General features: G+C 68.0%; 23 protein-coding genes. 8 read left to right on the top strand and 15 right to left on the bottom strand.

The window, feature by feature from the left end; translation table 11 throughout:
* Window positions 1-17 precede the first annotated feature (17 nt).
* Window positions 18-401, bottom strand: coding sequence for a cold shock domain-containing protein (locus ACWGCN_RS11050; RefSeq protein WP_378992022.1), 384 nt, complete (start codon window positions 399-401; stop codon window positions 18-20).
* Window positions 402-747: 346 nt separating this feature from the next.
* On the opposite strand from ACWGCN_RS11050, the gene ACWGCN_RS11045 reads away from it, so the two are divergent.
* Window positions 748-2139: a condensation domain-containing protein gene (locus ACWGCN_RS11045; RefSeq protein WP_452457647.1), complete on the top strand. Its 1392-nt coding sequence runs from the start codon at window positions 748-750 to the stop codon at window positions 2137-2139.
* On the opposite strand, the gene ACWGCN_RS11040 is transcribed toward ACWGCN_RS11045, so the two are convergent.
* The 6 genes from ACWGCN_RS11040 to ACWGCN_RS11015 form a co-directional block, all read right to left on the bottom strand.
* Window positions 2140-3453: a pyridoxal-phosphate dependent enzyme gene (locus ACWGCN_RS11040; RefSeq protein ID WP_452451468.1), complete on the bottom strand. Its 1314-nt coding sequence runs from the start codon at window positions 3451-3453 to the stop codon at window positions 2140-2142.
* Window positions 3453-4862 carry a decarboxylase gene (locus ACWGCN_RS11035; RefSeq protein WP_452451470.1) on the bottom strand — a complete coding sequence of 470 codons (1410 nt, stop codon included), beginning with the start codon at window positions 4860-4862 and terminating at the stop codon, window positions 3453-3455. Before ACWGCN_RS11035 ends, ACWGCN_RS11040 begins: the two co-directional genes overlap by 1 nt.
* The gene (locus tag ACWGCN_RS11030; protein WP_452457646.1) at window positions 4859-6112 is read right to left on the bottom strand and encodes a heavy-metal-associated domain-containing protein; all 1254 of its coding nucleotides are present in this window, start codon (window positions 6110-6112) and stop codon (window positions 4859-4861) included. Before ACWGCN_RS11030 ends, ACWGCN_RS11035 begins: the two co-directional genes overlap by 4 nt.
* Window positions 6113-6151: 39 nt before the next feature.
* Complete coding sequence (locus ACWGCN_RS11025) at window positions 6152-7429, bottom strand: aminotransferase class V-fold PLP-dependent enzyme (protein ID WP_452457645.1); 1278 nt, start codon at window positions 7427-7429, stop codon at window positions 6152-6154.
* An 86-nt stretch (window positions 7430-7515) separates the two neighbouring features.
* Window positions 7516-7950, bottom strand: coding sequence for a CBS domain-containing protein (locus tag ACWGCN_RS11020; protein WP_378992030.1), 435 nt, complete (start codon window positions 7948-7950; stop codon window positions 7516-7518).
* Window positions 7951-8037: 87 nt separating this feature from the next.
* Window positions 8038-8226 carry a hypothetical protein gene (locus tag ACWGCN_RS11015; protein WP_067445892.1) on the bottom strand — a complete coding sequence of 63 codons (189 nt, stop codon included), beginning with the start codon at window positions 8224-8226 and terminating at the stop codon, window positions 8038-8040.
* Window positions 8227-8578: 352 nt separating this feature from the next.
* On the opposite strand from ACWGCN_RS11015, the gene ACWGCN_RS11010 reads away from it, so the two are divergent.
* Window positions 8579-8812 (top strand): DUF397 domain-containing protein, encoded by a 234-nt coding sequence (locus tag ACWGCN_RS11010; RefSeq protein WP_056817490.1) that lies wholly within the window; start codon window positions 8579-8581, stop codon window positions 8810-8812.
* An 18-nt stretch (window positions 8813-8830) separates the two neighbouring features.
* Window positions 8831-9715: a helix-turn-helix domain-containing protein gene (locus ACWGCN_RS11005; RefSeq protein WP_378992032.1), complete on the top strand. Its 885-nt coding sequence runs from the start codon at window positions 8831-8833 to the stop codon at window positions 9713-9715.
* A gap of 102 nt (window positions 9716-9817) precedes the next feature.
* Here ACWGCN_RS11005 and ACWGCN_RS11000 read toward each other — a convergent pair whose 3' ends face one another.
* The 4 genes from ACWGCN_RS11000 to ACWGCN_RS10985 all read right to left on the bottom strand — a co-directional run bounded on the left by ACWGCN_RS11000 (window position 9818) and on the right by ACWGCN_RS10985 (window position 11913).
* Complete coding sequence (locus ACWGCN_RS11000; protein WP_378659728.1) at window positions 9818-10072, bottom strand: hypothetical protein; 255 nt, start codon at window positions 10070-10072, stop codon at window positions 9818-9820.
* A 354-nt stretch (window positions 10073-10426) separates the two neighbouring features.
* Window positions 10427-11080, bottom strand: coding sequence for an SDR family oxidoreductase (locus tag ACWGCN_RS10995; protein WP_387444342.1), 654 nt, complete (start codon window positions 11078-11080; stop codon window positions 10427-10429).
* 12 nt (window positions 11081-11092) lie between these two features.
* A complete protein-coding gene (locus ACWGCN_RS10990; protein ID WP_452457644.1) occupies window positions 11093-11581 on the bottom strand; it encodes a DUF2599 domain-containing protein in 489 nt (162 codons plus the stop codon).
* Between the two features lie 80 nt (window positions 11582-11661).
* Window positions 11662-11913: a hypothetical protein gene (locus ACWGCN_RS10985; protein ID WP_378631365.1), complete on the bottom strand. Its 252-nt coding sequence runs from the start codon at window positions 11911-11913 to the stop codon at window positions 11662-11664.
* A 274-nt stretch (window positions 11914-12187) separates the two neighbouring features.
* Between ACWGCN_RS10985 and ACWGCN_RS10980 the strand changes: the two genes are divergently transcribed.
* From ACWGCN_RS10980 to ACWGCN_RS10970, 3 genes are all read left to right on the top strand, one after another.
* A complete protein-coding gene (locus ACWGCN_RS10980) occupies window positions 12188-13417 on the top strand; it encodes a lipase family protein (RefSeq protein WP_452457643.1) in 1230 nt (409 codons plus the stop codon).
* 250 nt (window positions 13418-13667) lie between these two features.
* Window positions 13668-15032, top strand: a complete 1365-nt coding sequence (locus ACWGCN_RS10975; RefSeq protein WP_379314826.1) for a lipase family protein — start codon at window positions 13668-13670, stop codon at window positions 15030-15032.
* A 184-nt stretch (window positions 15033-15216) separates the two neighbouring features.
* Complete coding sequence (locus ACWGCN_RS10970) at window positions 15217-16398, top strand: esterase/lipase family protein (protein ID WP_379314825.1); 1182 nt, start codon at window positions 15217-15219, stop codon at window positions 16396-16398.
* Window positions 16399-16466: 68 nt separating this feature from the next.
* Here ACWGCN_RS10970 and ACWGCN_RS10965 read toward each other — a convergent pair whose 3' ends face one another.
* Window positions 16467-17693, bottom strand: coding sequence for a PucR family transcriptional regulator (locus ACWGCN_RS10965; protein WP_378631369.1), 1227 nt, complete (start codon window positions 17691-17693; stop codon window positions 16467-16469).
* Window positions 17694-17876: 183 nt separating this feature from the next.
* Between ACWGCN_RS10965 and ACWGCN_RS10960 the strand changes: the two genes are divergently transcribed.
* Window positions 17877-18353 (top strand): HAD-IIIC family phosphatase, encoded by a 477-nt coding sequence (locus ACWGCN_RS10960; protein ID WP_378631370.1) that lies wholly within the window; start codon window positions 17877-17879, stop codon window positions 18351-18353.
* 73 nt (window positions 18354-18426) lie between these two features.
* Here ACWGCN_RS10960 and ACWGCN_RS10955 read toward each other — a convergent pair whose 3' ends face one another.
* Window positions 18427-19305, bottom strand: a complete 879-nt coding sequence (locus ACWGCN_RS10955; RefSeq protein WP_378996037.1) for a sigma-70 family RNA polymerase sigma factor — start codon at window positions 19303-19305, stop codon at window positions 18427-18429.
* Between the two features lie 117 nt (window positions 19306-19422).
* On the opposite strand from ACWGCN_RS10955, the gene ACWGCN_RS10950 reads away from it, so the two are divergent.
* Window positions 19423-19767, top strand: a complete 345-nt coding sequence (locus ACWGCN_RS10950; protein WP_378996034.1) for a DoxX family protein — start codon at window positions 19423-19425, stop codon at window positions 19765-19767.
* Between the two features lie 45 nt (window positions 19768-19812).
* Here ACWGCN_RS10950 and ACWGCN_RS10945 read toward each other — a convergent pair whose 3' ends face one another.
* Complete coding sequence (locus ACWGCN_RS10945; protein ID WP_452457640.1) at window positions 19813-21402, bottom strand: GMC family oxidoreductase; 1590 nt, start codon at window positions 21400-21402, stop codon at window positions 19813-19815.
* Window positions 21403-21546: 144 nt separating this feature from the next.
* Window positions 21547-23028, bottom strand: a complete 1482-nt coding sequence (locus ACWGCN_RS10940; RefSeq protein ID WP_378631374.1) for an FAD-dependent oxidoreductase — start codon at window positions 23026-23028, stop codon at window positions 21547-21549.
* Between the last annotated feature and the right edge of the window lie 138 nt (window positions 23029-23166).

Genomic DNA, 23166 nt, shown 5'->3' with positions numbered 1-23166 from the left:
ACCGCCCTGGCGTGAGATCAGCTGTCGAGCCAGCCGTGCTCGTCGGCGAAGGTGGTGAACCGGTCGCGGATGGTGATGATCTCGGCCGCGGTGAGCGCGGGGGACGCCTCCAGCAGCAATTCGGTGATCTGCTGACGCAGTTCGTCGGGACCGAGCCGGTCGCCGCCCTTGCGTGTCTTCGGAGCGGCGGGGGGCTGTCCGACCCCGGTCAGGTTGATCGCCTTGGGACCCCGATCGCCTTCGGTCACATCGAATTCGAACAGGCGACCCTGGCGCAACTCGTCCTCGTCGAGTCCGATGTCGTTGACGTGGACGAATACATCGGGCCCGCCGTCATCGGGCCGGATGAAACCGAAACCCCGTGAACCGTCGAACGACACCAATTTCCCGATGGACACCAACCAACTCCTCGCTCCGCTTCCCGTCGCTACTCTAACGCGGCTTTTGGGCGATTTCGCCCGGAAAGTGGATAGTCGGCGAAATCTTGGGATTCGCGATGCGGGCGGGCTGACCGAGCATGGTCACGATCCGGTAACTGCGTGTTCACATCGGCTCGTTAGCGTTGCTCACCTGTCGAAACGGTGTGGAGGTTGTAGACGCGTGTCGGACCCCGGTGTGGGGCGGAGATCGGGGGGATACGGCGCCGGCAGTGGCGTTTTGCCGGCGACGGCGCGCACCGGGAGCGACCCGGTCTGTGCGCGGCCCGCCGCGTCACCGGTGCTCGGCCCGCGACCGTGTCCGCCGCATGTGCCCCTGGCGCCCGCGCAGGAGCGGATGTGGCATGCCGCGCGACTCGGCCGGTCGGCGGATTGGAATGTCGCGCGGGCGATGCGCTTGCGTGGCGCGTCGGTCGACGTGGCAGCGCTGCGAGCGGCGCTGAAACTTCTTGTCGGTCGCCATGTTCCGCTGCGGACCCGGTTTCCGGCGACCGAGCTGGGTCCGGCTCAGTGCGTCGTCGACCCCGACGATGCCGTCCTCGATGTGGCCGAATGCGGCGTCGGCGAAGCCGACCTCGCCCCCGTCGTCGCCGCGCTGGCCGGGCAGCCCTTCGACCTCGCCCGCGATCTGCCGGTGCGGGCGCGGCTGTTCGTGCTCGGGCCCGACGATGTGGTGCTCGCCCTTGTCGTGCACCACATCTCGGTCGACGGTCGCTCGATGGGCCCGCTGATCCGCGACCTCGTCACCGCCTATCTGGCCTGTCGCGCCGGCACCACCCCGCACTGGCCGCCGCTGCCGATCAGCTACATCGACTACACCCTGTGGAAGCACGAGCAGCTCGGCGAGTTCACCGACGAGTGGAGCCGGGCCACCCATCAGCTGCGGTACTGGGCCAATGCGCTGGCCGGCCGCCCGGCCCTGCTGGACCTACCCGCGCGTGAGCTCCCCGCGGCCCCGATCGACCCGGTTGCCGGTGCGCTGCTGCCGATTTCGTTCGACGCCGAGACCCATGCCGGGCTGCTGCGGATGGCGCAGGAGGGGCGGGCGAGCCTGTTCATGGTGTTGCAGACCGCGTTCGCGCTCACCGTCGGCGCGTTCGCGCGCAGCGCCGATGTCACGGTCGCCACAGCGGTTTCGGGTCGCGATCACCGCCTGCTCGACGATCTCGTCGGCAATTTCTCCGCTGATGTGCTGATGCGGGTGCGCCTCGACCGTGCCGCCGATGTCGGCGAACTTCTCGAGCAGGTGCGCCGGGTCGCGCTCGCCGCGTACGCCCACCCCGACACCCCCAACCCACGCCTCAAGCGCTGCCTGCCGCAGGACGCGGCGCTGCCGCTGTTCCAGGCCACACTCATCCTGCAGCGAGCCGGGGCCCCACGCACCGCCGTCGAATACCCTCCTGCGCAGGGGCTTTCGATCACCGAGTTGCCGACCGGGGTGGTCAGGGCCAAGCACGACCTCGAGTTCGGGCTCACCGACCACTACAATCCACTCGGCGCGCCCGCCGGGGTCGACGGGTCGTTCATCTACCCGATCGCCCGGTTCGACGAGGCGACCGCGCAGCAGTTCGTGGCGCGCTTCCGCGCGGTCGTCGGGCTGCTCGCCGATGGGTATCGCGGACCGCTCACGGCGCTGCTGGCGACCACCGGTCGCGGTCGTGGATTGAGCACCGCGCGCCGCGCCACCAGGGTGCTCGTCTGATCAGCCGCCGCGCTCCATCGCGTATCCGGCGTCGCGCCACGCGACGATGCCGCCCGCGAGGCTGTATGCCTCGTAGCCCGCGCGGTGGGCCACCGCGGCGAAACGCAGTGAGGTTTCCCCGACCGGGCACACGAACACCACCGGCCGTGACCGCGGAAACGGCACGCCCTGGGTGAGCATCTCGTCGAGCTGGTCGTCGCGGATGTTGAGCGCGCCGGGGACATGCCCGACGCGGTAGGCCATCGCGCCGCGGGTATCGACGACGGTGGGTCTGGCGGTGCGGTCGAGTTCGGCCAGCTCAGCGGGAGACAGCGTCGGCGCGGTGTCGTCGGGGCTCGGGGGTGCGGGCCCGGTGGGCTTGCCGAACAGCTGCGGCCTGCGTTTGGCCAGATAGGACAGATACGGTTCGATCCGGTCGCACACGATCAGCACAGCCACCAGTGCTCTGCCCTCGGGGCGCGGTGCCGCGGCCAGGGTGCGAAGGGCGGCGCAATAGCCCGCGCCGCTGGTGGGTCCGGCGAGTACGCCGTAGCCGCGCATCAGGTCGAGGGTCGACTCGATGGCCGCGGCGGAGTCGACGGTGACGATCTCGTCGTAGAAATCGGGCCGGAACAGCCCGACGTCCCACATCTCGCGCTCGGAGCGGATACCGGGGATGAAATCGAAGCGGTCCGACACCACCCCGACGGTGCGCAGGTCCGGATGGTGGGCGAGCAGGGCGGTCGCGGTGCCCCGAGTGGAGCCGGTGGTGCCGAGTCCGCCGATCAGGTAATCCAGGTGGTCGATGCCCGCGTCCGCGAGGTCGGTGGCGATCTCGGTGCCGGTGCCGTCGTGATGGGCGGCGATATTGCGCTCGTTCGTGTATTGCGAGGGGTGATACCAGTGGTCGGGCGCCTGGCCGATGGTCTGCTCGATGACCGCCGAAACATCATCGGCGGCATGGGGATCAGGGCATTCGGACAGGCCGGGAAGTTCCACGATCTCGGTCCCGAGCAGTTGCAGCAATTGGCGGACCTCGCTCACCCGGATCCGATTGGTGACCGCGCGCAACGGGATGCCGTGCAGCGCGCCGAGTACCCGAAGCGCTTTGGCGGTGTTCCCGCTCGACGCCTCGATGAACGACTGCCCGCCTGCGCGGACGCGCTCGAGATCGTCGCGGATCATCGCCCAGGCAACGCGGTCCTTCACCGAACCGAAGGGGTTGTGCGACTCCAGTTTCGCGTACAGCTCGACCTCGGTCAGCCCGTGGACGGCGGGGTCCAGGCGCAGCAGGGGAGTGTTGCCGATCAGCTCGGTGATGTGGGTGTAGACCATCACTGGCCCCCGGGCCGATAGTCGGCATCAGGGCACAGAACGAACTGTCCTTCTCGGTGCAGCACAGCGACTTTCGCGGGTGTCGGGTGCATGCCGGCCTGCGCGGCCGACAGGTCCGTGTGGTAAGCGGCGGTATTGGGGAACACCACCGGATCGCCGGGGGACGGCAGCTGCGCGACTCGCACCTGCCGCTGGGTGATCAGGTCGCGCTCGAGACACAGGTGCCCGGCGAAATACACCCCGGCAGGCCGTGACTCGGCTACGTCGGTCAGCACGATCGGATCGATGAGCACCTCCTGGTCGGCGGCGGTGACGGTGTCGCGGCTGAGATCCAGATGGACCAGCGTCGCGCCGTTGCCTGCCTGTTTGACGAACTCGACCTGGGCCACGGTGATGCCTGCCTGGTCGACCAGCGCTTTGCCCGGTTCGAGCCACAGGTCGAGGAGATTGTCGGTGAGGACCGCCGCCAGCGCCCGTCCACCGTGCCCGGGCAGCGGAGCGGCGAGCAGTTCGGCGAGGATGCCGGCGGCGGGTTCGGTATTGGCGTACTTGTGGAACACCGGTGCGCCGTGCACCATTCCCTCGGCCACGTGATAGCCGAAAGTGTTGTTGCCCCAGTGCATCGCGGGGCCACGCCCGAGCAGGCCCGCCCGCAGTGCGTGGTCGTAGGCGTCGTACCCCCCGGCATCGGCGGTGAAGACCTGGCGCAGGCCGCCGCCGATATCGAGCACCGTCGGCGTCAGGCCGTGCGCGTAGGCCCGTTCGATCAGTTCCAGACAGTCGCCCACGGCGTTGACCCGTTCCGCGGTGGCAGCAGTATCGAGGTGAAAGGCGAATCCCAGCAGCCGCAGCCGGTCGCGGTGACGTACCAGCAGCTCCAGCGCCGTGGCCACGTCGGCGAGATCGATCCCGAACCGGCTCGGTGAGCTGCCGGAGAAACCCGAAATGCGTAGCAGTACCGGGACAGCCGCCGCCGGTGACGCCAGCTCGGCCAGGGTCGCGAGTTCCCAGAGGTTGTCGACATTGATCGTCGCCGTGGCCGTCACCGCGGCCCGCAGCATCGTGGCGCCCTTGGGGCCGGTCACCTCGATGCGATCGGCGGGGAATCCGGCGGACAGCGCGGAACGCAGTTCCCCCGTGGACGCCACGTCGACGGCGATTCCCGCGTGCGCGGCCGTGTGGGCGAACGCCGCGGAGCGATTCACTTTGTGCGCATAGCAGATTCGATGCCGGACCGCTCCCGCGTCGAGCACGGCGCGCAGTGCGGCGAGGTTGGCGGTGAAGATCTGCGGGAACACCAGATGTACGGGGGAGCCGTAGCGGCGCAGCGCGGCGCGCACGCCGTCGCGATCGGCGAGGAACGCGGCGACGAGCGGATGCAGCGCGGCGGGAACGGCGGGCGGGATCATCCCACCGACGCGCCGGGCACCTGCGCCGGCACGTCGTCGACCGGGTTGTAGCCGCCATCGCGCAGTGCCTCGAAGACACGGAACCTGTTGCGCGGACTGCGGATCCGGGCGATCACCCGCTTGGACTCCAGATCGATCTCGACGACCGGGATCTCCATCGACTCGAGCAGGGCGGTGATCGTGCGGACGCAATGCCGGCAGCTCATATCGGGGACGTAGAAGACGCCGTCGTCGCCGGAGGGGGCGGTACCCGGCTGTTCCTCGGTCAGGTCCTCGAGCACTTCCACCGAGCCTGTCAGCGCGGCGAACGTCTCGACGAACCGATCGACGACCGTGGCGAGGACGTGCACATCGGCGCCGTCGATGTCGTGTTGGGTCGCCGCGAGACAGGTGGGTCGCGTGTCGGCGGGCAGCAGCGCGTATTGCCGTGAGATCAGGTCGAGGTCGTCGTGGTATTTCGCGACGGCCGCTTCGGTCTCGAGGCCCTCCTCACCGGTCGCGCGCAGCATCACCGCGTGCGCGTCGGCGATGGTGGCGTCTTTCATCGCACGCAGGATGGCGATCGAGTCGGCGGTGTAGCGCACGGACCCGTCGGGCTGGCTGGCAAAGCGCACCGGGATCATCCCGCGCCGGAAGGTCGAGGCCTGCAGTTCCCAGAACCAGCGGGTGGCGACGGCGGTGAAGATGCCGCAATCACGCATGCCGGTGGCGAATTCGACGAGCCCGCGATAGGGGGTGTCGGCGGCGATCAGGCCGTGCTGGACCAGTGCGCGACCCGTTGCCTCAATACCGACCCGGAAGATCTCGTGCGGATCGTGATCGGTGGTGGTCGCGGAAAGAACGCCGTGATCGTGGGCGGACAGGGCCGCAGCGCGCGCCGGGAGTTCGGATGCCGCCAGCGAATGCCACAGCGCGAGGACTGTTTCCCGCGCGAGGACCGCGAGTTCGGGGCCCGCGCCCGCGGTGTGGAAGTACCCGGTGTTGGGAATTCCCGCGCTGTCGGTCCACGTGAGGCGATGGGTCGCGCTGGTCACCTGATCCGGGCGGCAGGGGCGCATGAACCGTTCCAGGTACATCCGCTGGGACTGTGTCAGCACGGCACCCGATTCAGGCTGTAATGCCGTGGCACGGTAGGTGATTCGGGCCGGAGGCGGCGGTTCGGTGGCGGCGAACAGTCCGGGAGCGGCCAGGCGGGCCAGTACCCGGGACGCGGCGCGACGATCGTAGTGCTGCACGGTGGGCGAGCCCATCGTTCCTCCTCGGCGTCGGGGGCTTGAAGGACAGGTTGTTCAGCGCCCGTCACCGGCGAGGCCGGCCACGCAGGCGACGAATCGGTCGATCTCGTCGAGGGTGTTGTAGAGGTGGGTACTCACCCGCACCGAACCGGCCCCGGCGTCGGCCGAGGGCACGCAATGCGCTCCGGTTCGCACCAGGAAACCGGCATCGGCCAGGACGAACCCGAGGTCGGCGGCGCTGATCGCGTCGAGGGTGAACGAGACGATCCCATAGCCGACGGCGCAGGTGGCGTGTGCCGGCCCGGGGAGGAAGTCGAGCCCGGGGACCTCGCGCAGGCCGTCGATGAACCGCAGGGTGAGCACCCGGTTGTGCTCGGCGACAGCGAATCGGTCGAGCTCGTCGAGCAGGTCGAAAGCCGGTGCGAGGGAGAGGATCCCGGGGATGTTGTGGGTACCGCCTTCGAGCAGCTCGGGCATTCCGGTGGTGACGAGACCGTCTTCGGTGATCCTGACCCCGGTGTTCCCGCCGGGCAGGAAGGGGTGCAGCCTGGCGTGCACCCGGCGGTGGCAGTACAGCAGGCCGATCCCGGGCGTACCGAACATCTTGTGTCCCGCGAAGACCGCGAAATCGGCTCGCAGCGCGGTGACGTCGACCGGCAGGTGCCCTCCGCTCTGCGAGCAGTCGAAGCACAGCAGGATCTCGGGGTCGATCCGGCCGTGCAATTCCTCGAGGGTGGTGAGCCCGCCGTACACGTGATGGAGATGGCTGGTGGTGATCAGGCGGGTGCGCGGACCGACCCGCGCGAGGATGTCGTCGATGTCGGCTTCGCCGGTAGCGGTGCTGCGATAGGGCCGCAACACTATTCGGCGCCCGAACCTGGCGAGGGTGTCGCGCAGGTGGTGCCACGGCAGCACATTGGCGGCGTGATCGGCCGGGTTGTAGAGGATCTCGTCGCCGTCGTCGAGCTCGGCCAGGCCCCAACTGTGCGCGATCGCGCCGAGTGCGGCGGTGGCTCCGCTGGTGAACACCATCTCGTCGCTGTGGTGCGCGCCGAGGAAACCGGCCGCCCGGGTACGGACGTCGGCGATCCGCGCCGACAGCGCGGTGGCCCAGCCGTAGGTGCCGCGGCCCGCGTTGGCGGTGTGCTCGCGGTGGTAGTCGGTGACGGCCGCGATGACGGTATCGGGCTTCTGCGTCGTCGCGGCACTGTCGAGATAGACCACCGCGGGATCGGCCAGGGCCGGAAACCGCGTGCGAATCGAGGCGGGCACCGGGGTGGGCGCGTGCCGGATCGCCGAGGCGGCGGCGAGCTCGGGCCGGACGGGGTGCACCCGCTCAACGATACGCACGTTTCTGGTACAGCTCGCGAAGAATTCTCAGGCGCAAGGCTTTTCGGTGTCGCCGGTCGGTGGCGGGCTCAGTAGTTGCCCTGCAGGTATTCGACGAGGTGTTCACGTTCGGCGGCCAGTTCGGTGATCTCGCTCTTCACCACGTCACCGATGCTGACGATGCCGATGAGCCGGTCGGACTTCACCACCGGCATGTGCCGGATCCGGTGCTCGGTCATCACATCGCGCAGCGAGGACACATCCTCATCGGGCCCACAGGTGCGAACCCGGGCGGTCATGATGTCGGTGACCGGCCGATCCAGCAGCGCGGCGCCGTGGGCGTGCAGATGACGCACCACATCGCGTTCGGAGACGATGCCCGTGATCACGGCACCATCGGGGGAAACGACCACCGCGCCGATATTGTGGTCGGCCAGCGCCGCGAGCAGGTCGCGCACGGTGGTCTGCGGCGGCACGGTCGTGACCGCCCTGCCCTTGTTGCGCAGGATCTCCGCTATCCGCATACGCGCACCACCTGTCCGGATCGATCGTCGCCCACCAGCATGACCTGTCGGAACCGGTCTGACCAGCACGAAGACGTTACGACCGCACTATTCGTCGTCCAGTCCCGCGGACAGGTACGCGGCAGCGGCCAGCCACTGACGGCACTGCGGACCATGGATGTCGTGTTGGCTCAGCATCTCGCGCGCCTGACGGTAGGTGAGCCCGTTCGGCTCGTCGCTACACGCCGTGGGCGGTGCGCCTGCGGCACCGAGGTGTCGCTGAAACGGACTGCTCATCGAGTCCCCTCCCATTCGGCGACGGGAGGCCCGCCCGGCTGGTGGAGCCGCGGTACCTCCCGGTGATCTTGCGGCCTGAGTCTACGGGCGGTTCGTTTTCGAATGCAAGCACATCTGCACGCTCGTTGCGGCCGTGTCGGCTCGCGATGGGGTTGCGGCGCTTACGAATTCAGGGGGCTGGACGAGACGGTCGGCGCCTGGCCGCGGTCATGACGCCGGGTAAGTACCGACCGGTGCGCGGTGGCGTTTCGCGTGTTAATGTCCCCATCGCGCAAGGCAGATGCAAGAACGTTTGTGCGTGCATCTGCAATTTTCGTACCGGTGGGCATCATTCGACAACGAGGAGTGCGGTATGTCCGGAATGCAGCATGATCAGCGTGAACGCCCGGGAGACGGTGCGTGGCGCAAAAGCACCTACAGCAACCCCAGCGGCAACTGTGTCGAGGTCGCCGAAGCCGCCGACGGCTCGGTCGCCGTACGCAACTCGCGCGACCCGCAGGGGTCGGTGATCTTCTACACCCGGCCCGAGATCGACGCATTCATCCGCGGCGCGAAGGCCGGAGAGTTCGACTACCTCACCGGGTAATCGGTAGGATCTGGGTCCATGACGGCTGAACCCGACGAGATCGGTCGCGTACAACCTGTTGTCGACCGTGGCCCCACCGTGTTGCGTATCGCGCTCGGCGGCCAGTTGCGCAAGCTACGCGAGGGCAAAGGCATCACCCGCGAGGCCGCGGGCGACGCGATCCGCGGCTCGCACGCCAAGATCAGCCGACTCGAGCTGGGCCGCACCGGTTTCAAGGAACGTGACATCCGGGATCTGCTCACGCTCTACGGCGTGCACGACCCGGTGGAACGCACCTCGTTCTTCGAGTTGGCCAGGCAGGCAAGCGAACCCGGCTGGTGGCATCGCTACAGCGACCTGCTGCCGTCGTGGTTCAGCACCTATCTCGGGCTCGAGCAGGCGGCCAGCCAGATCCGCACCTACGAAGCACAGCTGGTACCCGGCCTGCTGCAGACGCCGGAGTACACCAGGGCGATCGTCACCCTCGGTTTCGACGACGCCGAAACCGACCGCCGGGTCCAGGTTCGGCAGTTACGCCAGGATGTCCTGCGCCGGGTCGACCCGCCGGTGGTGTGGGCGGTGATCGACGAGGCCGTGCTGCATCGTCCGATCGGCGGACGTGACGTGCACCGGGCCCAGCTTCGCTACCTGGCCGAGCTCTCGGAACTGCCGAACGTGACGGTGCAGGTGCTGCCGTACTCGGCGGGCGGGCACGCGGCGGCGGGTAGTTCGTTCAGCATTCTGCGCTTCGGCGAGCCGGAACTGCCCGATATCGTCTACCTCGAGCAACTCACCAGCGCGCTCTACCTCGAGCGCCGCCAGGACCTCGCGATGTATCTATCGGTGATGGATCAGCTCAGCGTTCAAGCCGAACGGCCGGATCGCTCACGCGAGATACTGCTGTCCTACTCCGAGCGGGACTGACAGCCGAGCGGAGCTGATCGGTCGGGCGGAATCGAACACACGGAGAGCTGATCGGACTGCGCGCGAGAGGCGGGACAGTCGATCCGTGGGTACCGATCGTGGTCAGTACCGGATACAGCCGGCGGCGATACGCCAGAAAGTATCGGGAGTCAGCGTTTGCAGATCCCAGTCATCGGCCAGTTCGTGCGCAGTGGTCACGATTCGGTCGATATCGAAATCGTTGCGGGTCGCCGCGCCGGTGGATTCCACGGCATCGATGACGAAGGCGACCGCGCTTTCCCTGGACCATCGAGCGGAGCCTGGGTGATCGGCCGCCGCGCGATCGGCGAGGCCGAAACGGCCCGTGGTGTTGTTCATGTGAATGCCCCTGTGCTTCTCAGGCAGTGGCAAACCCAAGGCAATCCTGGCCCCGGGTGTGCCGCTCGCGGCCTCCCCTGACTGTCCCCTGAATTGTGTTGCGGCCCTGAGTTTAGGACGGGGAGACTTTCAGATGCAAGCACATCTGCACGATCGATTCCGTCTCGATGCGGTGCATTTCCCGGCTTCTGAGCGGCGAATCCAGGGTAGCGCCACCATCTCCGTCATATGTGGCGCTCGAATATCGGCGTGACCGGCGGCTGGCCGTGTTCATCAGGTGACGACAATGTGGCGCGAGTTGACGACAATGGCGTTCAACGGGCGAAATATGTTGTGATAGTTAATTTGTGGCTATCAAATGGCCGCGACCGCTGACTCGATCGTCTCCGATCCGGAGACCAGCTCCAGTGTGCGTCGAAAAGTGTTGTCCGCGACCAAGATCGACGCGAGTGTCGCGGCGACATCGGCGCGTGGCACCGAATCGCGCGGAATCGGCGGCGGTCCGAGCGTGATCAGACCGTTGCCTTCGGTGTCGGTGAGCCGGCCCGGTCGCAGGATCGTCCACTCCAGCTCGCGAGTCCGCAGGTCCTGCTCGGCGCGGGTCTTGGCGTCGATATAGGCGGCCCACACCTCATCGGTCCCCGGCGCGGGCGGGCTGCCCGCGCCCATCGTGGAGATCTGCACGAACCGCGTGACGCCCGTGTGCTCGGCGGCGTCGGCCAGTTGTACCGAACCGTTGAGGTCGACCGTGTATTTGCGCGCGGCACCGCTACCCGCGCCCGCACCCGCTGCGAACACCACCGCGTCCGAACCGGCGACCGCGGCCGCGAGGTCGGCGGGGGTGTCGCGTTCCATGTCGTAGATGACCGGCACGCCGCCGGTCGCGGCGATATCGGCGGCTTGGCCGGGTTCACGGATGAGGGCGTGGACGTGATCGCCGCGCCGGGTCAGTACCTGGGCGAGCAGAAGAGCGATTTTGCCGTGTCCACCGGCGATGACGATGCGCATGGGATGCTCCTATCAGCGTTCGGGGCCGCCGGGATTGCAGTTCGCCGCCACCGTGGCCTGATATCCGACGTCGGGGCGCCACGGTTCGAGATTCCAGCTCGGCTTGTCGGGCGCTACCATCCTGGCCCAAACCCAGTGGCAGACGAACTGGTCGCGCATCCCCGGCGCGTCGGCGTCGGCGTCGAGGGCACGTACTTCCTGCCACGCGAGTTCGTCGGTGCCGGGCGCGGCGGTCTTGCGGCCCGCCTGGGTGGGGAAGACGAGCAGACGGGGGCCGTCGACGTTCTCGGTCCAGGTCACGTGATCGATCAGGGGTAGGCCCGCGTAGGGGTCGACGGTGGTGGTGGGCGGCGCGATGGTGGCGGGCACCCGCTTGGTGGTGGTGGTCGTCGTCGGGGCGGTGGTGCTGGGTGGGGTGGCGACCTCGGTGGTGTCTGCCGAGCCGCAGCCGGTGAGGACGGCCGCCGCGGCCAGTGCGAGCGGGAACTGCCACCGTGTCACGAATGCCCTTTCTGTCACCGCGGGCCGAGCAGCGCCCGCCGTGCCAGCCTAGTGCGGCCGGCGGTGCGGCGCCGCGAGCGTCAGTGCCACAGCGACCGGCAGGGCAGCCGGCGCAGGCCGGGGCCGACATTGCCGTCGACGGTCACCAGCAGGCCGGAATGCACGGCCGCCGAGGTGAACTCCCACGCCTCGGCCTGGGTCGCGGCGTATTCCAGGACCAGTGCGTCCTCGGGGGTGGGGCCGTCGAAGTAGACCGTGATCCGCCGGGTCGGTATCTCGTTCGGGTCGATGCGGTGGAGGGTGGCGGCGATGTTCTCGTCGGTGGGAATCATGGCGTGCTCCTTTCGCCCCGGCACTGGTGAGCGCCTTCCTACTCGACGGTAGGTCTTGCACCATCGAGAGGAACACGTTCCGATTTCGCTTGGAGATCTCACAATCCACCTGTCGCCGCGGCGGTGCGCCCGCATATCGGCGTGCTGCCTCCGGTCACAACCGCACACAGATGAGGTTGTGAGCTCCGCCGATGTTCGCGGCGACCCGTCGACGAGGAGCCACGGTACCGGCGAAGATCGGTCTCGACAGCAGCGACACGGGAGGGACAGCCGCATGATCTGGGATGCCGCGGCACGACACAGTAGGCCGGGCCGAACACTATTGGTCTGCCTGGCGGCAGCGGTGCTCACCGTGGTCCCCGCCGCGGCAGGCCACACCACACCGCTGTACCCGACCGCCGACCCCGACCCCTTCTACAGCCAGCCGGCCGACCTTGCCGAGCACAAGCCCGGCGACGTACTCGGCGTACGGCAGATGCCGGCGCTGGCCATATTCCCCGACACCACCATCACCCTGATCCAGTTCCGCTCCACCAATTCCGCGGGTGACCCGATCGCCGCGACGACGACGGTGCTGCAGCCGAACAACCACCGCACCGACGCCCCCGTGCTGTCCTACCAGCACATCATCAACGGGCTCGGCACGCGCTGCTCGGTCTCCAAGGTCCTCTACACCGACGATCCGGACCTGATGGTGCGCGAGGCGGTGGCCTGGAACTACGCGCTCAAGCGCGGCTGGACGATGGCCGTGCCCGACCACCTCGGACCGAATTTCGCCTACGGGGCAGCGAAATTGGGCGGCCAGGTGACCCTCGACGGTATCCGCGCGGTGCGCCAGGTCGAGCAGTTGCGGGTCGGCGGCAGCCGGGTCGCGATGGCGGGGTACTCCGGTGGCGGCATGGCGACGGCGTGGGCGGCGGCATTGCAGCCCGAGTACGCGCCCGAGCTCGAGATCGCGGGGGCGGCGATGGGCGGGGTGCCGATGAACCTGGTGTCGATGCTCGAGGGGCTCGGCTTCGGTTCACATCCCGTGTTCGGTCTCGCGCTGGCCGCGGGGATCGGGCTCGAACGGGAATACCCCCAACGGTTCCCGATCAGCGATCAGATGAATGCCAGCGGTTTGGCCGCCCGCGCGTCGATCCGTGACGCCTGCACCAACGACATCCTCGGGGCGGGAGCCGGGCGCGGCATCCTCGACTTCGCGGCCACCACCTCACTGGTGGAGGATCCCGAAGCTCGCGCTGTGGTGGAGGAGAACAGCCTCGAGCTGTATCCGGGCGCGCCGACAATGCCTGTCTTCGAATGGCATTCGCCGATCGACGGCCTCATCCCGGTCGAGGCGATCACCTCCACCACTCATCGCTGGTGTGCCGCGGGCGCCAAGGTTGTCAGTCAGCAGACGCCGACCCCGGACCATCTGACCGCAGCTGTGCTCGGACTGCCTTCCGCGCTGAGTTGGCTCGATGCCCGGCTGCAGGGGGAACCGGCGCCCAGCACCTGCTGAGCCGGTTCGATCGGCCCGGATCCGCTCGCCCCGAAGCGGATCCGGGCCGATTCGCGTCGCCATCGACGATTCTTGTTGCGATACAGCGGCATTGCGCACACGACTCGGGCACAACGCCGAAGTCGGTTCGCCGCGCCCCGTAGCGTGAAGGATCTGACGACGGCGCGGTGGGGGAGTTTCGGTAGGGGTCGGAGCACCGCATAGTGGCACGTCATCGACGAATCCGTTGCCACCCGAAGGCGTGTGTGCCATGAGATCTGTTCGAGTACTTATCGGTTCGGTGCTGCTGCTCGTCTCTTGTGCGGCAGGTACCGCGGCCGCCGAGCCGCCGCCGACCCAGGAATTCCCGGTGCCGCAGCTGGGGACACCCGGTTTCCTGCCCGATCTGCAGCGCTGGATCGACCAGGTGATTCCCTCGCCGATCCCGGCGAACGCCGCCGATCCGGCGGCCGAACTCGCGGCACTCCACGCGGCGGTGCTCCCGTCGGCGGTCGGCGATCCGATCTTCGACCAGTGGCCGGCCGGGCTCGACGAGTTGTCGCCCGGCGATCTGATCGAATCCCGCGACGTCACCGCGACCGCGGCCTGGTTGACCCTGGTCCCCATCCGCTCGGCGACGCTGCTGAAATTCCGCACCGACGACGCCCACGGCAGGCCGTCCTATGCCACCGCGACCCTGATCGTGCCCGCCACCGAGTGGACCGGGCCGGGGGATCGCCCTGTGCTGGTGAACAACCTGCCCATCGACGCGCTGGGTCGCAAGTGCACTCCCGGCTACTCGCTGGCGCACGGCCTGACATCGCAGTCGAGCTCGACAGAGTTCATTCCGCCGACGACGCAGCTGGCGGTCCTGCGCGGGTACGCGGTCCTGGTGCCCGACCACGAGGGCCCGTGGATGGCTTACGCCGAACCGTATGTCGCCGGGCACGCGGTGCTCGACGCGATCCGGGCGGTGCGCGGTGGTGACCCGGCGGCCTACGGCGACAGCCGATTCGCGATGACCGGCTATTCCGGTGGCGCCATCGCCACCCACGGTGCGGCCAAGCTGATCGATTCCTACGCACCGGAACTGGCCGACGTCATCGTCGGTGCGGCACTGGGCGGGGTGCCCGCCGACTTCGAAATCCTCTCGCGCAGTATGAATGCCAACCTCGCATCCGGAATATTTATGGCCGCGACCTTCGCAATCGGACGGGAGCGACCCGAAATCCTCGCCGCGATGAACAATCTCGGGCGCTGGGTCACCACCTCGATTATGAAAGATACGTGCGCCAGCGTGTTCGCGGTGCCGGGAATCTTGCAACTGCCGATCGATGTGGGCGCCAACATCGCCGACCCCCTGCGTTCGGAACTGGCCACCGACATCTACGAGATCACCCGGATGCAAGGAATGCGGTCGTCGACGCCGCTCTACATCTACAACGGCGACCAGGAGTGGTGGATTCCCGCCGAGGGCGCGCGCAATCTCTACGATGAGCAGTGCGAACTCGGGGCGAACGCGGTGTATCGCGGCGTGCTCGGTGAGCACATCATCGGCGCGGCGACGGGCTATCCGGAGGCGGTGCTGTGGCTCGACGAGCGACTTCTCGGAGTCGCGGCACGTAGCGAGTGCTGAATATTTTCCTGTGCCCTGTCATGGCAGTTTTCGAGGGGCTGTGGTGACCTGCCCAGACCGCGCGTGACAATCGTCTCGTAAGTAATTCTGCGGCTTATGTTTTGGGCGGTTTCGACAAGCCATTCGTTCTCCCGGAAGAAAAGGGCGACGAATATTCGAATCGCACAGGAAGACAAGTCAACACATGAAATCTCCCAGTCGCAGGCGCACGCTGCACACGGCGGTATTCGCCGGAGTCGGCGCTCTCTCCATGGTGTTCACCGGGCCGGGGGCGAGCGCGGCTCCCGCCTCGGCGCCGACCGAGCAGGATCTTGCCGGCATCATCTCCGAAGGCCGGCAGGTCGCCGGCTCCGGGTCGGCGTGCACCTCCGGCAGTGGCGCCGGCTCCGGTAACGGGTCCGGTGACTGCTACGGCGGTTCGGGTTCCAGCTCGGGTTCCTCGGGCGGTTATTCCTCCGATCCCGGTGCGTACGGACCGGAGTCGACGGCGTTCCTCGCCGCGTTCGCCTACGGCCTCGGCAACCCCGATGCGGCCGCGCCCGGGACGAACGACTGGAACTGCAAGCCGACGGCCGAGCATCCTCGCCCGGTCGTGCTGCTGCACGGTACCTGGATGAACGCCTACAACGGGTACGCCTACATGGGCCAGCCCATCAAGGACGCCGGCTACTGCACGTTCACGTTCAACTACGGTCGCTCCAACATCATGGAGGGCGGCGGCCTCGGTTCGTTCCTGCCCGGCGTGATGGGCACCGGTTACATCGAGGATTCGGCGAAGCAGACCGCGGCGTTCGTCGATCGCGTGCTCGCCGCGACCGGTTCCGACGAGGTCGACATCATCGCGCACTCCCAAGGTGGGTCGATGGCGAATTACTACACGAAGTTCGAGGGCGGGGCGGCCAAGGTCAACAAGCTGATCACCTTCGGCGCCACCCACCACGGCACCAGCCTCGACGGCATCGGCGCCCTGGGTCGCATGATCAACAACCTGGGCATCGACATCCTGGGTCCGATCGAGATCTTCGTCGGGCACGCGGGAATCCAGCAGACGATCGGCTCGGATTTCGTCAACAACCTCAATGCCGGCGGTGACACCGTCGCCGGTGTCGACTACACCATCGTCGGTACCCGCTACGACGAGGTGACCAACCCCTACGAACTGACCTTCATGAAGGCAGGCCCGGGGGCGACGGTCCACAACATCACCCTGCAGGACGGCTGCGAGCAGGACATCTCCGATCACCTGACGATGATGTACTCACCGCGCGCCCTCTCGATCGCGCTTCGCGCGCTCGACCCGGTGCAGAACCCGCAGCTGACCTGCGCGTTCAACCCGTGGCTGGTCGGTGGCGGCGGCTCGCTCTGACCCGCCCGCACTGAGCACGACGAAGGCGCTGCCCACCATGGTGAGCAGCGCCTTCGTCGTGTCGGGGATCAGGCCGGAACGGAGCGGTAACTGCGCGCGACGAGTGCGGAACGCAGGTACCACAGCCCCGAAGGCTGAGTCGGATCGAAGCCGGTGAGCTGGCCGATCCGCTTGAGCCGGTAGTCGACCGTATTGGTGTGCACGTGCAGCACGCGAGCGGTGCGCTGCCGGTTGAGGTTGTTGGCGATGTGACGCTGCAGGGTCTCGAGCAGCTCGGGGTACTGATCCAGCGGATCCAGCAGCGAGCCGAGGAATTCGCGGCCGGGCCCGGGACGGGTCAGCTGGTATTCCAGGGCGAGCTCGTCGAAGCGGTACAGACCCGAGGTCACCTCGAGCCGCTGCACCATGTCCAGCAACTCGTGGGCCTGATCGGCGGCATCGGGAACCCCGGTGGTGCTCGTTTCGACCATCGCGGCGGTGATGCCGACCTGGGCCGCCTGGGAGAGCTGGGCGACGAGCGCGGTCAAACCCTCGCGGTCGAAGGCGTTGGCGGGGATCAGCACCGTCCCGCCGTCGACGCTGAGCAGCGACAGTGCCGAGTCGCCGCAGCGCTTGGCCAGTTCGGCTTGTACCCGGCGCAACTTGCGGCGGGCGACGACCTTCGAGTCCAGTGCGGGGTTGGCTTCCTCGCGGTGCTGGGGGATAGCCAGGGCGAAGACTGCGTAGGTCTCGGCGATGGTGATGCCGCATTCGCGGGCCATCGTCGAGGTGCTGTGCCCGCCGAGCAGGGCGGAGGTGAGGGTGTGCACGGCGGTGTGGTGCTCGCTGACCACGCCGCGCAGCTCGCGCACGTAGGCCAGCGAGATCTGGGCGGTGATGGTGTCGAGTAGTTCCATCACGACTTTGACGCCGCCGACCAGGCTGTCGAAATCCTTGCCCGACGCGCTCGATACCACCAGGTCGAGGCCGATTTTGAAGCCCTCGGCGATCGAGTGGTGGATCGTGTCGATCGGTACGCCCTCCCGGGCCCACGCGCTGGCCGCGTCCTGCAGGCGCTGTAGCTGGCTCGGGACATCACGCCCGTCGAGCATGCCGACCGCGAATTCCAGGCAGATCCGGGTGATCGTGGTGACATCGCCGGAGATGGCGTCACCGGGTAGCGTGCCACAGGGTGCGACGGTAGCGACGAAATGGCCGACCATCTGCCGCGAGAGTGCGCGAACGTCCTTGAGTGGCAACGACATCGGCTTGCCCGAGACGGTCAGCGACGGTCGGGGTGGATTGTGGACGGACATCTGTGTTCCCTTCGCCAGTTTCGGCTGTACCCCCCGCTGTCCAGCGAACCCCACCCTAACGAACGACAAAGGAAACCGGAATGGATTGTCAGGTTCTGGGTAGGGGGCCCAGCCCTGGCGGTCGCCGTAGTGACGGATCACAAGTCTGGTTCTTAGCTATCAGTGGTTGTAGAGTTCAGCGCCATGCGACCTGCCGTCCGTTGTCTGGTCTGGGAACTGGACGAGACCCTGTGGGAGGGTGTCGTCCACGACGAGACCGGCACCACGCCGCGCCCACCGGCACTGCGCACGCTGACGAAACTGAGCGAGCGCGGTGTGCTCCATGCTGTCGCCGCACGCGGTGACCGAGCCAGAACCATGCACACGCTGTACCGCCACGGTCTGTACGAGATGTTCTCGGCGGTCGAGGTGGGCTGGGGGCGCAAGTCCGCCTCGATCGTCCGCATCGCAGGCACCCTCGGCCTGGGTCTGGACTCCCTCGCGTTCGTGGACGCCGAGCCGGTCGAACGCGCGGAGGTCTCGCGAGCGCTGCCGATGGTGCGCTGCTACGCCGCTCGCAATGTCGACATGCTGCCGTTGCTCCCGGACTTCCGCCACGAACTCCGTTCGGGCCCCGTGCCGACTCCACCGTTGGGATTCGCCCGCGTTCCCGCCCTCTGACCGCGATCGACGCAGTGACCGCAACATTGCATCGAGTGCAAAAACGCGGAATCCGGGCGTTCGCGGGTTTTGATCAGGGCAGCAGCGACAGGGTGAGCGCGGCCAACCGAGCTGGCGCGGCCACCACGTCGTAAGCCGCGATGCGCCCACCGCGCACGAGGAACGTCACCACGAAATCCGGTCCGTCGGCTCCCGGCACGACCAGGCCGGGCCTGCCGTCGACGAGCACCAGCACCGCTTCGCGCGAGCGCCGCCGCAACGCGAGAGCGCCGTCGGCCACGGCGCGGGCGCCGCGCACGACCAGGGCCATTCCGGGCGAGAGCGCCGCCGGGTCGGCGGTTCGCACCACGTCGGGTGCGAGCACCGCGAGCAGTCCGCCGAGATCGCCCTCGCGAGCAGCCTGCACAAAAGCCGTCACCGCGGTCTGATGCGCGAGTAGTTCCGCCGGCTCGACCCGGGCGGGCGCGTGCACACGCAGCCGGGCCCGGCTCGCGAGTTTCTTGGTGGTGGCCGGCGTGCGCCCGAGCATCGGCGCGATCTCGGCGAAGGGCACCGCGAACAGATCGTGCAGCACGAAAGCGACACGTTCCTCGGGGCCCAACGTGTCGAGAACGACCAGCAGCGCCCGCCCGACGGAATCCGCCCGCACCGCTTCGGCTTCGGGATCCACACCCGCCCCCGTCGCCACCGGAACGGAAGTCCCGGGGGACGCTATCTCGGCGCGACGGGTACGGACGCGCAGCATATCGAGGCAGATCCGCGATACCACCGTGGTGAGCCAGCCGTCGAGATCGGCGATCTCGGTATCGGTCCCGGCCAAGCGCAACCACGCCTCCTGTACCGCGTCCTCGGCTTCGGCTCCCGAACCCAGCATCCGAAAGGCCACGCCACGCAGGCGGTCGCGCCGTTGTTCGAACGCGCGCGCCGACACTTCGGTCCGGTCAGTGCGCATCGGTCACCTTTCGCTCGCGCCGGTCGTCTATCCGAGGACGGCACTCGCTGTCCCATCACGGCGGCTGTCTCCACGATGACAGAGGCGCCGATCACCGAAACCGGAGGATCTGATCCGATGCACACCACCTATCTCGTCGTCACCGTGCTCGCGGCCGTCGCCGCCTTGGCAGCTGCCCTGATCGACGTCGTTCGCGCCGACTGGGTACGCGAGAACATGCGCCACTACGGCATCGCGCCCTGGACGCTCACGCCGCTGGCCCTGATCAAGGCGGCGGGTGGACTCGGTCTGCTCGCCGGTCTGGCCTATCGGCCGCTGGCGGTGGCAGCCGCGGCCGGGCTCGTGCTGTATTTCGTCGCCGCCGAATTCACCGTGTTGCGGGCGCGCCAGTACGCGGATCTGGGTTATCCGCTGCCGTACCTGCTGCTCGCGGCCGCTTCGCTGGGCCTCGCGGGAGCATGAGGCAGCTGGTGGCGCGCCCGTGCCCGCGCGCCACCAGCACCTGGGTCAGGCCTCGGCGAGGATGAAGTCCGCGGCCTGTTCGCCGATGAAGATGGCGGGGGCGTTGGTGTGGCCGCGGATGATCAGCGGCATCACCGACGCGTCGGCGACGCGCAGACCCTCGACGCTGCGAACCTTCAGGTCCGGGGCGACGACACTGGCGGCATCGGTGCCCATCCGGCAGGTGCCGATCGGGTGGTAGAGGGTGTGCGAGAACTGTTCGATGGTCAGCGCGATGGCCGCCTCGAGATCCTCGGGTGCCTCGGGCGGGTAGATCAACGCGCCCAGCGCGCTCTTGAGCGCGGGCTGCGCGGCGAGCCCGGCACACACCCGAAGTCCGGCGGTCAGCGCGGCCCGGTCGGCGCCCTCGGCATCGGACAGATACCGGGGATCGATCACCGGCTTGGCCGTCGGATCGGCCGAGGCCAGGCTGATCTTGCCGCGACTGCGCGGGCGGAGCAGGATCGCGCCGAGCACCACACCGTGTTCGGTGGCTTCGACCAGACCCTCGTGGTAGAACGGCGCCGGAGCGTAGATCAGCTCCAGGTCGGGGTGCTCGAGGTCCGGCGCGCTGCGCACGAAGCCGTATGCCTCACCGACATTGGAGGTGAGCATCCCGCGGTGGCGGACCAGGTAGTTGATCAGTTCGAGGGGCTTCTCCGCGGTGAACAGCGAATCGGAGTCCACGCTGTAGCCGAGCGCCGAGATGAGGTGATCCTGCAGGTTCGCGCCGACCTCGGGGGAGTGCGCGACCAGTTCGATGCCGTGTTCTTTCAGCTCGTCCTGATCGCCGATGCCCGAAAGCTGCAGCAGCTGGGGGCTGTTCACCGCGCCACCGCACAGGATGACCTCACGATCGGCGGTCACGGTGAGGGTCTGCCCGCCGCTGCGGTATTCGACGCCCACAGCCTTGGTGCCCTCGAACAGCACCCGGGTGGCCAGCGATTCGGCCAGCACTGTCAGGTTCGCCCGCTTCATCGCCGGACGCAGGTACCCGTCGGCGGTGCTCCAGCGCCTGCCGTCGCGCTGGGTCACCATGGTCTGGGTGAAGCCCTCGGGCGCGGGCCGGTTCGCCGATTCGAGCTCGTGGCCGGCCTGCCGCGCGGCCTCGAGGAACGCGTGCGTCGACGCGCGTGGGCTGCGCTGGCGCTGTACGTGCTGGGGCCCCTTGGAACCTTCGTCGGGAAACTGTGCGTCCTGGACGTTCTCGATCTTGCGGAACTGCTCCACCGCGGCGGCGAAATTCCATTTCTCGCCCGCCAGCAGCCCCCATTCCTCGTAGTCGGCGCGGAAGCCGCGGACCCACATCATCGCGTTCATCGATGACGAGCCACCGAAGGTCTTGCCGCGCGGCCAGTAGATCTGCCGGTCGCCGAGCTCGGGCTGCGGCTCGGTCAGATAGTCCCAATCGCGCTCGCTGCGGAACAGTTTCGAGAACGCGGCCGGGATGTGGGCGAACTTGTCGTCGTCTGCCGGACCTGCCTCCAACAGCACGACCGTGGTGCCCGGGTCGGCACTGAGCCGATTCGCGAGCACCGCCCCCGCGGATCCGGAGCCGACGATCACGTAATCCGCGGACGTCCCACCTGCTTGCACTGTCCAACTCCGATCTGCATTGCGTCTTCGTTCGGCGCGCCTGCTCCCGGGCGTGAAAAGACCGTGAGCCCAGCCGGACTCGTCGTCGGGCGTGACGCTGCAAGCAGAGTACTGACAGAACCCGTGCGGTGGGTCGTCCGCGGTTCAGCCCGCGGCCGCCGCTTTGCCCGCGCGACGGCCGTAGAAGCTGCCGTCGCCGAGCGAGGCCCCGCTGACGTAGCCGTACGCGCACAGGCCGGACGTGCAGCGACCCGCCGCGAACAGGCCCTCGATCGGCTCACCGCTCACGTGCAGCACCCGCGAATCCAGGTCGGTGCGCAGCCCGCCGAGGGTGAACCCGGCGGTGAACCCGCGCAGGTCGAAACAGGCCAGCGCCCCCTTGATCGGGCGCACCCATTCGGGCTTCTTGCCCAGCAGCGGGTCGGTGCCGTGCTCGGCGTGCTGGTTGTAGGTGGCGACGGTGGTCTGCAATGTCTGTGCGGGCAGGCCCATCTCGGCCTCGAGCTCGGCGACCGTCTCGGCGACCCACTTGGGCTGGAAGCGGAAGAACGGGGTGGCGCTCTCGGTGGCGAGCGCCTCTTCCAGCGAGGTCTCGTCGATGATCAAGAACGCCTGGTTGTCGTTCTGCAACAGCGTCGCCTGACCGATGCGGCCGGGATAGGTGTCCTCGGTGACGTAGCGCTGGCCGCGTCCGTTGACGAGGATGCCACGCGCCATCATCTGCGGATCGCCGAAGATGGCCACCTCGCTGGCATCCATGTGCGCCAGCTCGGCGCCGAGCGCTTGAGCCAGCCGGATGCCGATGCCGTCGTGTTCTTCGATGGCCGCGCCGGGCCTGCCGCTCAGGCGCGGGGTGTAGCGGTCGATCATCTCGGTGTCGTAGGCGAAGCTGCCGGTGGCCAGGACGACACCACGCGCGGCGCGCACGGTGACGGGCTTGCCGTAGGTGGTGGCCAGCACGCCCACCACCCGGTCCTCGTCGTCGACGACCAGCCGGCGGATGCGGGTGTCGTACTCGACGTCGATGCCGAGCTCGGCCACGGTGTCGGCCAGTGGCTTCATCAGCATGTAGCCGCCGCTGCGCTCGCCGATCTTCTTACCCGCCAGCTCCGGAACGTGGCCGCGCGGAGCGGGTTCGGCGATGTCGAGGAACGGTGCGGAGTTCTCGCCACCGGAGTACATCAGGCCTTCGTCGTGCGGGGGCTCCCAGCCGGGCTCGCCCCAGAACGACTCCTTGAACGGCACTCCGCAGTCGACGAGCCAGTTGTAGTGCTCGACGCTGCCCGCGCAGTAGTCCTTGATCTTCGCCTCGTCGACGCCGGGTCCGAGCGCGGCGGTGAGGAACGCCGCCATGTTCTCCGGGGTGTCGTCGAACCCGAGTGCCTTCTGCAGCGGTGTGCCGCCACCGAGGTAGACGAATCCGCCCGCCAGCGCCGCCGCGCCGCCCCAGCCGCCGGTCCGTTCCAGGATGAGCACCTTCGCGCCCGCTCGCGCGGCTTCGATCGACGCGCACACGCCGGCGATGCCGAAACCGGCCACCACCACATCGGCGTCGAAATCCCACTGCGTCACCTCGCTCGCGCGCAGCGGGCGGACGGTATCGATCCGATGTGGCTGGTCGCTCACGGGCTTCCTCCGGTGCTCAGGGTGCGGGCATCACCGCCCATCCATAGGAATGGTGCCGTGAACCGCGTCACAAAACAAGAACGTGTTACAGATTCTCTCGCCGAGCGGGACACTTGCGCGCCGATCGGGCTCCGGTAC

Source organism: Nocardia sp. NPDC055050 (assembly GCF_053608345.1).
Note: the sequence above shows the minus strand (reverse complement) of the source record. Positions and strands in the feature narration are given on the sequence as shown.

Excerpts from the sequence above, each read along its gene's own strand:
- ACWGCN_RS11040 (WP_452451468.1), bottom strand. The coding sequence starts at position 3,453 with ATGGTCTACACCCACATCACCGAGCTGATCGGCAACACTCCCCTGCTG.
- ACWGCN_RS11035 (WP_452451470.1), bottom strand. The coding sequence starts at position 4,862 with ATGATCCCGCCCGCCGTTCCCGCCGCGCTGCATCCGCTCGTCGCCGCG.
- ACWGCN_RS11030 (WP_452457646.1), bottom strand. The coding sequence starts at position 6,112 with ATGGGCTCGCCCACCGTGCAGCACTACGATCGTCGCGCCGCGTCCCGG.
- ACWGCN_RS11020 (WP_378992030.1), bottom strand. The coding sequence starts at position 7,950 with ATGCGGATAGCGGAGATCCTGCGCAACAAGGGCAGGGCGGTCACGACC.
- ACWGCN_RS11015 (WP_067445892.1), bottom strand. The coding sequence starts at position 8,226 with ATGAGCAGTCCGTTTCAGCGACACCTCGGTGCCGCAGGCGCACCGCCC.
- ACWGCN_RS11010 (WP_056817490.1), top strand. The coding sequence starts at position 8,579 with ATGTCCGGAATGCAGCATGATCAGCGTGAACGCCCGGGAGACGGTGCG.
- ACWGCN_RS11005 (WP_378992032.1), top strand. The coding sequence starts at position 8,831 with ATGACGGCTGAACCCGACGAGATCGGTCGCGTACAACCTGTTGTCGAC.
- ACWGCN_RS11000 (WP_378659728.1), bottom strand. The coding sequence starts at position 10,072 with ATGAACAACACCACGGGCCGTTTCGGCCTCGCCGATCGCGCGGCGGCC.
- ACWGCN_RS10995 (WP_387444342.1), bottom strand. The coding sequence starts at position 11,080 with ATGCGCATCGTCATCGCCGGTGGACACGGCAAAATCGCTCTTCTGCTC.
- ACWGCN_RS10985 (WP_378631365.1), bottom strand. The coding sequence starts at position 11,913 with ATGATTCCCACCGACGAGAACATCGCCGCCACCCTCCACCGCATCGAC.
- ACWGCN_RS10980 (WP_452457643.1), top strand. The coding sequence starts at position 12,188 with ATGATCTGGGATGCCGCGGCACGACACAGTAGGCCGGGCCGAACACTA.
- ACWGCN_RS10975 (WP_379314826.1), top strand. The coding sequence starts at position 13,668 with ATGAGATCTGTTCGAGTACTTATCGGTTCGGTGCTGCTGCTCGTCTCT.
- ACWGCN_RS10970 (WP_379314825.1), top strand. The coding sequence starts at position 15,217 with ATGAAATCTCCCAGTCGCAGGCGCACGCTGCACACGGCGGTATTCGCC.
- ACWGCN_RS10965 (WP_378631369.1), bottom strand. The coding sequence starts at position 17,693 with ATGTCCGTCCACAATCCACCCCGACCGTCGCTGACCGTCTCGGGCAAG.
- ACWGCN_RS10960 (WP_378631370.1), top strand. The coding sequence starts at position 17,877 with ATGCGACCTGCCGTCCGTTGTCTGGTCTGGGAACTGGACGAGACCCTG.
- ACWGCN_RS10955 (WP_378996037.1), bottom strand. The coding sequence starts at position 19,305 with ATGCGCACTGACCGGACCGAAGTGTCGGCGCGCGCGTTCGAACAACGG.
- ACWGCN_RS10950 (WP_378996034.1), top strand. The coding sequence starts at position 19,423 with ATGCACACCACCTATCTCGTCGTCACCGTGCTCGCGGCCGTCGCCGCC.